Source organism: Klebsiella sp. EMBS2024 (assembly GCF_036233805.1).
GTDB lineage: Bacteria > Pseudomonadota > Gammaproteobacteria > Enterobacterales > Enterobacteriaceae > Klebsiella > Klebsiella pneumoniae.
Genome location: NZ_JAZARW010000001.1, coordinates 4,203,816 through 4,216,554, shown reverse-complemented (window position 1 = coordinate 4,216,554; position 12,739 = coordinate 4,203,816). Strand labels below are relative to the sequence as shown.

12 protein-coding genes and 1 riboswitch are annotated in these 12,739 nt (G+C 59.6%); of the genes, 3 read left to right on the top strand and 9 right to left on the bottom strand.

Annotation, left to right across the window (positions count from 1 at the left end; translation table 11 throughout):
* Positions 1 to 9: 9 nt before the first annotated feature.
* Positions 10 to 1,506, bottom strand: coding sequence for an inorganic phosphate transporter PitA (gene pitA, locus VZP09_RS19330; protein ID WP_002921200.1), 1,497 nt, complete (start codon positions 1,504 to 1,506; stop codon positions 10 to 12).
* A gap of 229 nt (positions 1,507 to 1,735) precedes the next feature.
* On the opposite strand from pitA, the gene VZP09_RS19325 reads away from it, so the two are divergent.
* Positions 1,736 to 2,929, top strand: a complete 1,194-nt coding sequence (locus VZP09_RS19325) for an NAD(P)/FAD-dependent oxidoreductase (RefSeq protein ID WP_004150109.1) — start codon at positions 1,736 to 1,738, stop codon at positions 2,927 to 2,929.
* 39 nt (positions 2,930 to 2,968) lie between these two features.
* Here VZP09_RS19325 and VZP09_RS19320 read toward each other — a convergent pair whose 3' ends face one another.
* The 8 genes from VZP09_RS19320 to VZP09_RS19285 all read right to left on the bottom strand — a co-directional run bounded on the left by VZP09_RS19320 (position 2,969) and on the right by VZP09_RS19285 (position 10,599).
* Positions 2,969 to 3,982, bottom strand: a complete 1,014-nt coding sequence (locus tag VZP09_RS19320; RefSeq protein WP_004181490.1) for a magnesium transporter — start codon at positions 3,980 to 3,982, stop codon at positions 2,969 to 2,971.
* Between the two features lie 57 nt (positions 3,983 to 4,039).
* A riboswitch (M-box (ykoK) riboswitch) is annotated at positions 4,040 to 4,221 on the bottom strand.
* A gap of 98 nt (positions 4,222 to 4,319) precedes the next feature.
* Complete coding sequence (nikR, locus tag VZP09_RS19315; RefSeq protein WP_002921188.1) at positions 4,320 to 4,718, bottom strand: nickel-responsive transcriptional regulator NikR; 399 nt, start codon at positions 4,716 to 4,718, stop codon at positions 4,320 to 4,322.
* Complete coding sequence (nikE, locus tag VZP09_RS19310) at positions 4,706 to 5,497, bottom strand: nickel import ATP-binding protein NikE (protein WP_009308750.1); 792 nt, start codon at positions 5,495 to 5,497, stop codon at positions 4,706 to 4,708. The genes nikR and nikE overlap by 13 nt, the downstream gene beginning before the upstream one ends.
* Positions 5,494 to 6,258: a nickel import ATP-binding protein NikD gene (locus tag VZP09_RS19305; protein WP_004173959.1), complete on the bottom strand. Its 765-nt coding sequence runs from the start codon at positions 6,256 to 6,258 to the stop codon at positions 5,494 to 5,496. Before VZP09_RS19305 ends, nikE begins: the two co-directional genes overlap by 4 nt.
* Positions 6,258 to 7,091, bottom strand: a complete 834-nt coding sequence (nikC, locus tag VZP09_RS19300) for a nickel ABC transporter permease subunit NikC (protein WP_004188270.1) — start codon at positions 7,089 to 7,091, stop codon at positions 6,258 to 6,260. Before nikC ends, VZP09_RS19305 begins: the two co-directional genes overlap by 1 nt.
* Positions 7,088 to 8,032 carry a nickel ABC transporter permease subunit NikB gene (nikB, locus tag VZP09_RS19295; protein ID WP_032415779.1) on the bottom strand — a complete coding sequence of 315 codons (945 nt, stop codon included), beginning with the start codon at positions 8,030 to 8,032 and terminating at the stop codon, positions 7,088 to 7,090. The genes nikC and nikB overlap by 4 nt, the downstream gene beginning before the upstream one ends.
* The gene (gene nikA, locus VZP09_RS19290; protein ID WP_328795345.1) at positions 8,032 to 9,600 is read right to left on the bottom strand and encodes a nickel ABC transporter substrate-binding protein; all 1,569 of its coding nucleotides are present in this window, start codon (positions 9,598 to 9,600) and stop codon (positions 8,032 to 8,034) included. The genes nikB and nikA overlap by 1 nt, the downstream gene beginning before the upstream one ends.
* Before the next feature lie 138 nt (positions 9,601 to 9,738).
* Positions 9,739 to 10,599: a LysR family transcriptional regulator gene (locus VZP09_RS19285; RefSeq protein WP_019705029.1), complete on the bottom strand. Its 861-nt coding sequence runs from the start codon at positions 10,597 to 10,599 to the stop codon at positions 9,739 to 9,741.
* A 97-nt stretch (positions 10,600 to 10,696) separates the two neighbouring features.
* Between VZP09_RS19285 and VZP09_RS19280 the strand changes: the two genes are divergently transcribed.
* Both VZP09_RS19280 and arnB read left to right on the top strand, forming a co-directional pair.
* Positions 10,697 to 11,203 carry a phenolic acid decarboxylase gene (locus tag VZP09_RS19280; RefSeq protein WP_004181483.1) on the top strand — a complete coding sequence of 169 codons (507 nt, stop codon included), beginning with the start codon at positions 10,697 to 10,699 and terminating at the stop codon, positions 11,201 to 11,203.
* Positions 11,204 to 11,599: 396 nt separating this feature from the next.
* Positions 11,600 to 12,739, top strand: a complete 1,140-nt coding sequence (gene arnB / locus VZP09_RS19275; RefSeq protein ID WP_032415777.1) for a UDP-4-amino-4-deoxy-L-arabinose aminotransferase — start codon at positions 11,600 to 11,602, stop codon at positions 12,737 to 12,739.

Here is a 12,739-nt window from a genome sequence, read left to right as displayed (position 1 = left end):
GAATAACGCTTAAATCAGTTTCAGGGAGAGCCAGTAAAGGACGCCTGAAAGGATAATCGCTGCCGGCAGGGTCAGCACCCAGGCCATCAGAATGCTGGTCACCGTCTTTTTCTGCAGACCACCGCCATCCACCAGCATCGTCCCCGCTACCGAGGAGGAGAGTACGTGGGTGGTGGAAACCGGCATCCCGGTGTAGCTCGCCAGACCGATAGAAACCGCTGCGGTCATCTGAGCCGACATCCCCTGAGCGTAGGTCATGCCTTTCTTACCAATCTTCTCACCGATGGTGGTCGCCACGCGGCGCCAGCCGATCATGGTGCCGATACCCAGCGCCAGCGCGACAGCCATGATAATCCAGATTGGCGCGTACTCGATGGTGCTCAGCATATCGGTTTTCAGTTTCTTCAGCAGACGCTGGTCGTCAGCGCTCACATCCGGCAGCTTCGCCACCTTGTCGGTGGTGTCGGAGATGCAGAGCATGATGCGACGCAGCTGGCCGCGCTGTTCCGGTTTTAGCGACTCGTAGTTCTCAACGCCGGTCAGCATGGTTTTGACGCGGTCAAGGGCGTTGATGGTGTTCGCCGGATGGCAGTGGAACTCGCCATTGGCCGCGGTATTGGTATCCGGAGAAGGCACCAGCTGATCGACGCCGGTGGCTTTTTTCAGCAGTTCAGGACGCTGCTGGAAGAAGGTTTCCACGTTGTTGACCGCATCGCGGGTACGGGTGATTTCGTAACCAGAGGCATTCATATTCACCACGAAACCCGCCGGCGCGACGCCGATCAGCACCAGCATCACCAGGCCAATGCCTTTCTGCCCATCGTTAGCACCGTGAGAGAACGACACGCCAATAGCAGACAGGATCAGCGCGATACGGGTCCAGAACGGCGGCTTTTTCTTACCGTCTTTCTTTTCACGCTCTGCGGGCGTCAGGTGGATACGCGCGCGTTTTTTGGTTCCGCTCCAGTAGCGACGCAGCAGGAAAATCAGGCCGCCCGCGATCACCAGACCGACGATCGGCGAGATGATAAGCGAAGCAAAAATACCGATGACTTTCGGGATATTCAGCGCATCAACCACGGAAGTACCGGTCATCAGCGCATTGGTTAAACCAATGCCGATGATGGCGCCAATCAGGGTATGAGAACTGGAAGCTGGAAGACCGAAGTACCAGGTGCCGAGGTTCCAGATGATCGCCGCCAGCAGCATAGAGAACACCATGGCGAGGCCATGTGCGGAACCCATGTTAAGCAGCAGATCGGTCGGCAGCATATGCACGATGGCATAGGCTACGCTGAGACCGCCCAGCAGAACGCCGAAGAAGTTGAAGAGCGCCGCCATCGCCACAGCGAGCTGTGAGCGCATTGCGCGAGTGTAGATAACCGTAGCCACCGCGTTTGCGGTATCATGGAAACCGTTAATCGCTTCGTAAAACAGTACAAAAGCTAAAGCAAGCAATAATAATAGTCCGGTATGTAAATCCAGACCGGCAAATAAATGTAGCATAGGACGTTACGCCATTTTGAGGACATGAACGCGGCGCATTATCAGTGACTTTAGCGGCGCGGGCAAAGTGAAATATAGACTTTTTTTGATTTTCTTCCTGTTTAGGTTTTACCCTGTTGGGAGTAATCCTATATCTTTCAATGATGTATCTAATGCGGGATTTTTCCCGCTGGTGTGACCAGAGTGAAATATTTACAAAACCCGACAATTGGGGAACGAGGAACGCGGTGTGGAAAGGTTTGATGCCATTGTCGTTGGCGCCGGAGCGGCGGGAATGTTTTGCGCAGCGCAGGCGGGCCAGCTTGGCTGCCGCGTCCTGCTGCTGGATAACGGCAAAAAGCCGGGGCGAAAAATTCTGATGTCCGGCGGCGGCCGCTGCAACTTTACCAACATGTATGTTGAACCGGCGGCCTATTTGAGCCAAAACCCGCATTTTTGCAAATCTGCCCTGGCGCGCTACACCCAGTGGGACTTTATCGAGCTGGTCGGTAAATACGGCATCGCCTGGCATGAGAAGACCCTCGGCCAGCTGTTTTGCGATGATTCGGCGGAGCAGATCGTCAATCTGCTGCTCGCGGAATGTGAAAAGGGCGGCGTGCAGATCCGTCTGCGCAGCGAAATCCTCAGCGTGGAGCGCGATGAACAAGGCTACCGGCTACAGGTGAACGGCGAAACGCTGGTGACCAAAAAGCTGGTGATCGCCTCCGGCGGTCTGTCGATGCCGGGGCTCGGCGCCTCGCCGTTTGGCTATAAAGTCGCCGAGCAGTTCGGCCTGAAGGTGCTGCCGACCCGTGCGGGGCTGGTGCCGTTTACCCTCCACAAGCCATTGCTTGAGCAGCTGCAGGTCCTCTCCGGCGTGTCGGTGCCGTCGACCATTACCGCCGAGAACGGCACTCTGTTTCGCGAAAATCTGCTGTTCACCCACCGCGGCCTTTCCGGACCGGCGGTGCTGCAAATTTCCAGCTACTGGCAGCCCGGCGAGTTCGTCACCGTTAATCTGCTACCGGACTGCGATCTTGATGACTTCCTTAACGAGCAGCGCAGCGCGCATCCCAACCAGAGCCTGAAGAACACCCTGGCGATGCAGCTGCCGAAGCGGCTGGTGGAGTGTCTGCAGCAGCTGGGGCAGATACCTGATGTGACGCTCAAGCAACTGAACGTTCGCGATCAGCAGACGCTGGTGGAGACGTTAACCGCCTGGCGCGTGCAGCCGAACGGCACCGAAGGCTACCGGACGGCGGAGGTGACCCTCGGCGGCGTGGACACCAACGAACTCTCGTCGCGTACTATGGAGGCGCGTAAGGCGCCGGGTCTCTACTTTATCGGCGAAGTGATGGACGTTACCGGCTGGCTCGGGGGGTATAACTTCCAGTGGGCGTGGTCAAGCGCCTGGGCCTGCGCGCAGGCGCTGGTGGAAGGGTAATCTACGCGTCCGGGCGCCCTGGTGCCCGGACGTATATGATCAGTTCAACCCAAGAAAATACTGGGCGATTTTGAAATAGATAATCAGCCCGGTGCCATCAATCAGCGTGGCGATAAAGGGCGCGGAAACTACCGCCGGGTCAATGCCGATCCGCTTAAGCACCATCGGAATGACCGAGGAGACAATCGCGCTCCACAGGGTAATGCACACCAGCGTCAGGCTGACGATGAGCGTGATTTCCATGCCAATCCCCATCATCCAGGCGCGCAGGCAGCCCGCCAGGCCCAGGGTCAGGGCAATCAGAAACGAGGTCGATACCTCTTTGCGGATCACCCGCCCCATATCGCGCAGTCGCACTTCCCCCAGCGCCATCGAGCGCACCAGCGTCGAGGTGATCTGCGTTCCGCTGTTGCCGCCGGTGCCGATGAGCAGCGGAATAAAGAAGGCCAGCGCGATGGCCGATTCCAGGGCTTCTTCGAAATGCTGCAGTACGCTGCTGGTGTAGGCTTCGGCCACGAACAGCAGCAGCAGCCACACCGAGCGTTTTTTCCACAGCGTCCAGGGGCTGATCTCGAGGTACGGTTTTTCCAGCGGCAGCGTTGCCCCCTGCAGCTGAGCATCTTCGGTGACGTCATCCTCCAGCAGATGGGCGATCTCCTTCTCCATCAGGCAGCCGACCAGCTCGCCTTTATCGACGACGGGGACCAGGTCGAGGCCGCGCTCGCTGAGCTCGGCAATCACCTGCTGGCGCTCATCGTCAGGTTTGACGCGAAACAGGCAGCTGTCCATCAGGTGGCGGATAGACTGGTTGATATCCGTTTCCTGGAGTAGCTTTTTGACCGACAGGCTGCCACGCAGCTTCTTGCCGGCGACGACAAACACCTGCCCGGGAATATCATCGCTGGCCAGTTGGGAGATAAAGTGTTCGCGCGCCTCATGAACGCTGAGATGTTCCTGCAGCGTAATAAAATCGGTACGCATGTACTGGGCGATCGCATCGCCGTCGAAGCCAGAGGTCGCCTGATGGGCGGCGCAGAGTTGAATGGAAGACATGTTTAAAAATCCCTATAAAAAATCACTCATAGGGGCGAACAAGACAGGGTTAGCGCAGGCAGATCCCTACGTCCTGGTTTTAGCACTGCATAACGTATCTGAACGGTCATGACCGCCAGAAGTTACCTTGGCAACACCTTGATTCGATGGAAGCCTGTATTTCCCTGAGTGGTCTCTCTCGATACCAACAGGGCGGTAACTTGTATTTATGCAGGAGCCTCGCCATAACGAGATCGTTAAATGAGGCGCCATTATTGGCGAAGAGGGATAATTCACAAAGCGTATAGTTTATGTGGTTTATCAACTGTTGATAAACCACCCAAGAATTTTCAAATAATTAATCATCCGCTAAACACTGCAAATGCCCATGGCGCACGCCGCGCTGGGCAATCACGTCGTCGGCAAAATGCTGTACCTCGGCCATATCACCTTTCAGCACCGCAATCTCCAGGCAGTCGTCATGACTGATATGTACATGCAGCGTGGCGACGGAGAGATCGTGATGATGATGCTGGGTGGCCACCAGCCGGCTCGCCAGTTCGCGTTTCTCATGTTCATACACGTACGACAGGACGGCATACCCGCGCCGTGATTCCGGCGACGGAGGATCCTGGTTGAGGGCGTCGCGCAGAATATCGCGTACCGCCTCCGAACGGTTGTGGTAGCCGCGGCGGGCGCTTAGCGCATCGAGGGCGGCCAGCAGGTCATCATCAAGGGTCAGGGTTACGCGCTGCATGGCATGGCCTCGTTAAGCAGAGTGGCAGGAAAAGGGGGGAGCACCGCCTGCTGGAGCGCCTGTCCGGCAGGGGAACGCAGGCGTAGCGGTAGACTAACCGTTGCGGTTTCGACGATGCGCCCGTGCTCCATCACCAGCACTCGCTGGCAAAAGCGCTCCACCAGCCGCAGGTCATGGGTGATGAACAGGCAGGCGGTGTCAAACTGCGCCTGCAGACGCTTCAGCAGGGCGATAATCTCCGCCTGCAGCAGCAGATCGAGATTTGAAACCGCTTCATCAAGGATCAACAGCTGCGGCCGTACCGCCAGGGCGCGTGCCAGGCAGACGCGCTGCAGCTGTCCGCCGCTGAGCTGCGCCGGGCGCTTATCGAGCAGCGACGGCGCGAGGTCGACGGCCAGCAGCATCTCTTCCACCCGCCGCGCACGCGCCTCACGCGACAAGCACAACAGATGGCGCAGCGGCTCGCTGACGATCTCGCGCACCGTTTTGCGCGGATTCACCGCGCTGAAGGCATCCTGAAATACCAGCTGAATATCACGGCGGAAGGCGCCGATGGCCTCGCCCTTCAGGGCAGTCAGCGGCGTGCCGCGCCAGGCAATATCACCGTGCTGCGGCGTTTCCAGACCCACCAGCATCCGCGCCAGGGTGCTTTTCCCACAGCCGCTGCGTCCGAGCAGGGCCACCGTTTCGCCGGGGGCGATGGCGAGATGGATCGCATGCAGGACCCTGCCGTGGTGAGGATAATCGTGACTCACCCCGGTAGCGCTGAGTAAATTCATGGTGTTTTCTCCAGACCGTATAACGCCAGATGCGCGGCCAGCAGGCGCTGGCTGAGCGGGTGCCGCGGGGCGCTAAATAGCGTATTCACATCGCAGTGTTCAACGAGGCGACCGTTCTCCATCACCGTTACGTGATGCGCCAGCCGCGCCACGACGCCCATGTCATGCGTCACCAGCAGCAGTCCCAGACCGCGCCTGGCGACAATATCCGCCAGCAGGTCGAGGATGCGCGCCTGGGCGATGGCATCGAGATCGGTCGTCGGCTCGTCGGCGATGATAAAGGGCGCGCGGCTGAGCAGGGCGAGAGCGACCATCATCCGTTGCAGCATGCCCCCGCTCATTTCAAAAGGGTAGCGCTTCAGTAGCGCCCGCGGATTGTCCAGACCGACCTCCTCCATCGCTGCCAGCAGCACGGCGTCATTCGTTTCACGACCCGCTGCCCGGCAGGTTTCCCGGGCATGCGCGGCCATGGTCTGCAGCGGGTTAAAGGCGCTACGCGGGTTCTGCATGATGGTGGCGATGGTCGCCCCGCGCAGCTGTTCGCCGTGCACCGGAATGCCGTCGAGAAGCACCCGGCCGGCGGTTTGCCTGACGCCGGGCGGCAGCAGGCCCAGCGCGGCGGCGCAGGTCAGCGATTTTCCGCAACCACTGCTGCCGAGCAGCGCCAGCACCTGGCCGCGGCGCAGGGTGAAGGAGACGTCGCTGACCAGCGGTCGGTCAGCGGCAAGCGAGATCTGTTCCAGTTGGATCTTCTGCGGCATCAGTGGCTATGCTCCGCGATCAGGTGGGGATCGAGACGATCGCGCAGCGCGTCGCCCAGCAGGTTAAAAGCCATCACGCTGATGAACAGCGCCAGCCCCGGCCAGACCATTTGCAGCGGCTGGGTCCAGATATACTGCCGGGCGTCGTTGATCATCACCCCCCATTCCGCCGTCGGTGCGCTGACACCGAGACCGAGGAACGACATGCCGGCTACGTGAAGCATCATATGGCCGATATCCAGCGAGGCGAGCACCAGCAGCGAGGGGATCACCGCGCCGGCCAGATGGTCGCTGAACAGCCGCCACTGGCTGGCGCCGCTCAGACGGGCGGCGAGGATAAATTCGCGCTGGCGCAGGGAAACCACCAGGTTACGCACCATTCTGGCGTACCAGGCCCAGTGTGACAGCGCAATGGCGAGGATCACATTGGTCAGCCCGGTACCCAGCACTCCCACCATAAAGAACGACAGGATCGAGGTCGGAAAAGTCATAAACAGTTCGGCGATGCGCATCAGGCCGCGGTCGGCACGGCCGCCCAGCAGTCCGGCGCTGCCGCCGACCGCCAGGCCGATCAGCAGCACCAGCAGCAGACAAGCCATCACCGCCCCCAGCGAAACGCGGGTGGCGGCCAGCAGGCGTGAGAAAATATCCCGGCCGAGATGATCGGTGCCGAGCCAGTGCGCTGCGCCCGGCGGCAGCAGCCGCTGCTGAAGGTCAATCGCCGCTGGATCCCAGGGCAGCCACCAGCCGCTGCCGATGGCGATGACCGCCAGCAGCGCGATGACTAACAGGGCGAGTTTTACCGGCCAGCGAAAACTTTGTAGCCCTCTCATGCGCTCACCTCCTCGTGGCGGCGCAGGCGCGGGTCGAGCGCCGCGTTAAGCACATCCACCGCCAGATTAGCCAGCACGAACACCGTCACCATCATCAGGGTAAAGCACTGGATCACCGGGTAATCGCGATTGAAAATGGCGGAAACCGCGTAGCGGCCGACCCCGGGCCAGGCAAAGATATTTTCGATAATCATGGTGCCGCCGATCAGCTCCCCAATGTGCATGCCCATGGCGGTCACCACCGGCAGGGTGGCGTTGCGCAGGATATGTCGGCGCTCCACCTGGCGCGCGCTCAATCCGCGCAGCCGCGCCCATATCACGTGACGCTGGCTGGCGGCGTCCAGCATGCTGGCGCGCAGCAGGCGGGCGTTGATCGCCAGCGACATAAAGGCGATGGAGACGGCGGGCAAAATCAGGTGCTGCCAGTCGCCATACCCCATCGCCGGGAGCCACTGCAGATGCACGGAAAAGAGCATCACCAGCAGAAAGGCCAGCCAGAAGTTGGGCATTGAGACGCCGAGGAAGGCAATCAGCCGTACGACATAGTCCGGCAGGCGATCGCGATGGCGCGCCGCCCAGATGCCCAACGGCATGGAGGTGACGAGGATCAGCGCCAGCGCCGCGCCGGTGAGCAGCAGGGTGGCCGGCAGGAAGTGCAGCAGGTCGTCCAGCACCGGGCGCTGGGTGGCATAGGAGAGACCGAAATCCAGGTGCAGCGCCCGCCATAGCCAGTGCAGATACTGTATTGCCAGCGGCTGGTTGAGCCCCAGCAGCTCGCGGGTCGAGGCAACCATCTCTTCAGTGGGCGGCAGGTTCGACAGGCGTAAATAATCCAGCGCCGGGTCGCCGGCGCCGAGCCGTAGCAGCAGAAAGATGATGGCGGAGGCGGCGAGCAGCAGCGGGATCAGCAGCAGCAGGCGGCGTAAAATATAGCGTAGCATTATGGCGTTACCGGGGTAATCTGGTCGAAAGGGATCTCGCTGGTCACCGGGGCGAACGGGATCTCCCCGACCTCCTGGCGCGCGACCGACATCAGCGAGACATAGCTGATGGGCAGATACACCGCGTTCTGATGCAGACGGGTCAGCACATCATGGTACAGTTTTCTCCGCTGCGCCTCGTCCCCGGTGGTCAGCACTTCACTAATCTCTTTATCAATCAGTGCCTTGTCTGGCAGGCCGCGCTGGGCCTGGTAATCCGCATGCGACGGGACGCGCATTGAGCTTAAAAAGGCATGCGGATCGTAGGGCGCGCCCCAGGTGCGATTGAAGATCATGCCGAAGCGGCCTTCGCGCTGGCGCGCGTAAATGCTGCTTTCCTCCTCGCCCACCAGGGTGACCTGCACGCCGACCTGCCGCAGATTGGCCTGAATAATTTCGGCCATCGATTTAGCCAGCGCGTCGGTGCCAATAAACGCCAGCTCAATCGCCAACGGTTGCCCGGCTTTTTGTCGCCAGGGCTGGCCCTCCAGCTGCTGCCAGCCGGCCTGTTCCAGCAGGGCGCGGGCTTTTGTCGGGTCGTAACGGCGCGGCGTCAGATCCTGCGGGGCGTAGGGGACGGAGGGGGCAAACAGGGTGTCGGCAACCTGCTGGGTGCCATACAACACGCTATCGACAAGGGTCTGTTTATCGACGGCGTAGTTGAGCGCCTCACGAACCGCCTGCTCGCGGGTCGGGCCCTGGCTGGCGTTTAGCGCCAGCATTACCGTCTCCGCCGGGGCGAACAGGCGCGCCACGTAGCCGGGGTGATGGCGAAAGCGTTCGAAGGTGTCCAGCGGCAGCAGCCCTTCATCGCCGTAGAGCATATCGATTTCCCCGGTTTCGAACGCCACCGCCCGGCTGGTGGCGTCAGGGATCACCTTGATGGTGATTTGCTGTAGCGCGGGTTTGCGACCCCAGTAGCGCTCATTGCGCACCAGCACATCGCGCTGATTGAGCTGCGAGCTTGCCAGCCGCCACGGGCCGGTGCCGATCGGGGCTTTAATGCCCCTGGCGGTGCCGCCATCGATAAACTGCGAGGGGGCGATGAAGCGGAACGGGCGGGGCAGGGCCAGCTCTTGCAGTAAGGGGGCGTAGGCGCTTTTCAGGGTGATCTGCAGCTCGGTGGCGCTGAGGGCCCGCACGTCGGTTATTTGGTTGGCGAGCTCAAGCCAGGCGTGGCGTTGGCGGTTGGCCAGCACCGCCTGAAAATTGGCCGCCGCGGCCTGGGCGTTAAACGGTTCGCCGTTGGAGAAGGCCACATCGTCGCGCAGGGTGAACCACCAGGTTTTTCCGTCGGTGGAGTGACGCCAGCGGGTTGCCAGCCATGGCTGTACGCTGCCGTCAGCCTGATACTTCACCAGCGGTTCATAGACCATGCTTTGGGCAAACATCTGGTTGGGCGTATAGAGATGGGGATTCAGCGGGCCGACGTTAACCGGCCAGGCGGTGGTGAGCTGGTACGGCGCGGCCTGAGCCAGCAGAGGGACGCAGGCGACCAGCGCCAGCAGGGTGAGGCGGATAATAGACAAGACGGCAATCTCAACGACAGGAAAGTATGACGATTTTAGTTATTCATCATACTTTGGGAGTAACCTGGATCAATATTGCGCCGGAAAGTATAAGAAAATCGTATCATTACGCCCAGGCGACCAGCGCCGCCTTACCCCTCAGGGCGTCCGGAACAACGCCAGCAGCGTGGCCACCTGTTCGTCGATCGGCGCTAGGTCCCGCTTGACGATCAGGTGCAGCGGCGTCGCGCGGCGCGCGCCATGGCTGAGGGGCAACCGCTTCAGCACGCCCTGATCGAGATGGGGGCGAATGCGCTCCTCCGGCAGCCAGCCGAAGCCGACCTGATACATCACCGCATCAATGGCGGCATCAATGGTGGAGAAGGTCCAGGCGTCTCGCGGCGCCTGGCCATCGCCGCCCTGATCGGCAATGCGCACCAGCGGCCACGGCGCCAGCGCGCTATCCTCCAGCGGTCCGTCCAGCGCGGCGAGAGGGTGGTCGCGGTGGGCGACGGCGATGAAATCAATATTCATCAGCCACTCCCCGCGGCCGGTAATATCCTGGCGGCGGGTTAGCACCATCACATCGGCTTCCGTCCGCGCCGCGCTCTCGTCATCCAGGTTTTCCAGCACTTCGGTGAGCCTGACCTGGGTCTGCGGATAGCGCTGCTGAAACTGGCGTAAAATCGCGAACAGCCGCTGGCGCGGGAAAATACTGTCGACCACCAGATCCAGGCGGGTCCGCGCCCCGTTGCGCAGAGTGGCGGCGTGCGTCTCGACGTAGGCGAAGGCCTGCAGCAGCGGCTTGACCTGATTCAGCAGTAGTTCGCCAGCCGGCGTCAGCACCGCCCGCCGGCCGGACGGCGCCAGCAGCGCCACGCCTAAGCGCTCCTGCAGCAGCGCGAGGTTATAGCTTACCGATGACTGACTGCGATTGGTCTCCTCCGCCGCTCTGGCAAAGCTCCCCAATTCCACTACCTTTTCGAGTAACGCCCACTGCTCCAGGGTTGTCTTGTGCATAATCAATCTAAAATTTGAATATATTTAATCCAAACATAGCGTTATTCATTCATTTTTTTAAGACGTATGCTGTCCTCAACAAAACAGAGGAGAATAAATGATGAGCACTTTCGACAAACATGACCTCAGCGGCTTTATCGGTAAACATCTGGTCTATACCTACGACAACGGCTGGAACTACGAGATTTACGTCAAAAATGGCCACACCCTCGACTACCGTATTCACAGCGGCATCGTCGGCAATCGCTGGGTGAAAGATCAGGAAGCGTACATTGTGCGGGTGGGGGAAAGTATCTACAAAATCTCCTGGACCGAACCGACCGGCACCGACGTCAGCCTGATCGTCAACCTGGGCGACAAACTGTTCCACGGCACTATTTTCTTCCCGCGCTGGATCATGAATAACCCGGAAAAAACCATCTGCTTCCAGAACGACCATATTCCGCTGATGAATTCGTATCGCGATGCCGGCCCGGCCTACCCGACGGAAGTGATTGACGAGTTCGCCACTATCACCTTCATTCGCGACTGTGGCGCGGATAATGACGAGGTCATTAATTGCCCGGCGAGCGAATTGCCTGCGGATTTTCCTGCAAATTTGTAATTCAGCAGAAATAACTTTGTGATCTGCGCTAACTTTTTGTCATTAAGCGTGACAATGACAGAATAATAAATTGTGAACTGGTTTAGTTCTCGTTTAATTTCAACTATTGCGTTCCTGTTCTCTTTTTCGTGACAGGAACGCTCCTCCGTCAAATTTCTGCCATAAAAAACACCTATCATACTGTTTATTAATAAGTTATTTCTTGTTCTAAAGAAATATTAATTTCTTAATATTATCCTAAGCAAGGTCGACTACATTAATAGTGGTCGAGATACCCTGAAATGGAATGCCGTGCTGAACTCACTTCATTTTAATTTCGTTTAAGTCCGCAGGCGCAGGATATTTTATTCTAACGACCCAGATTCGTGCGTGGGTCATCTACAGAACAGGATGATGATGAGCGATTTTTTGCCTTTTTCGCGCCCGTCGATGGGCGACGCAGAGCTGGCAGCCCTGCGTGAAGTTTTAGCGTCGGGCTGGATCACCACCGGGCCGAAGAATCAGGCACTTGAAGCGGCATTCTGCCAGCTGACCGGCAACCGTCATGCGATTGCCGTCAGTTCAGCGACCGGCGGGATGCATGTGACCCTGATGGCGCTGGGTATTGGTCCCGGCGATGAAGTCATTACGCCGTCCCAGACCTGGGTCTCCACTCTCAATATGATCTGCCTGCTGGGCGCCACGCCGGTGATGATCGATGTCGATAACGACAATCTGATGATTACCCCTGCAGCGGTGGAAGCGGCGATCACCTCGCGTACCAAAGCGATAATTCCCGTGCATTACGCCGGGGCGCCAGCCGACATTGACGCCATTCGCGCGGTGGGCGAGCGCCATGGCATTTCGGTGATCGAAGACGCCGCCCATGCGGCCGGTACTCATTATAAAGGCCGCCACGTGGGCTGGCAGGGGACCGCCATTTTCTCGTTCCACGCGATCAAAAACATGACCTGCGCCGAAGGCGGGCTGATTGTCACCGATGACGACGAGCTGGCCTCCCGCATCCGTAGCCTGAAATTCCATGGTCTGGGCGTGGACGCTTATGATCGCCAGACCCACGGCCGCGCGCCGCAGGCGGAGGTGATCACCCCGGGCTTCAAGTACAACCTTGCCGATATCAACGCCGCTCTGGCGCTGGTCCAGCTGGAAAAACTGAGCCACGCCAATCAGCGCCGGACTGAGATTGCCCAGCGCTACCTGCGCGAGCTAGCGGACACGCCGTTTAAACCGCTGAGCGTCCCGACCTGGGAGCACCAGCACGCCTGGCATCTGTTTATCATCCGCGTCGATGAGGCCGCGTGCGGCATCAGCCGCGACGCGCTGATGGAAAAGCTGAAGGCGATGGGCATCGGCACCGGCCTGCACTTCCGTGCGGCCCATACGCAAAAATATTACCGCGAGCGCTTCCCTGAGGTTTCCCTGCCGAATACCGAATGGAACAGTGCCCGCATCTGCTCTCTCCCGTTGTTCCCGGATATGACCGATGACGATGTCACTCGCGTTATCTCCGCACTGCGCCAGTTGTCAGGACGTTGA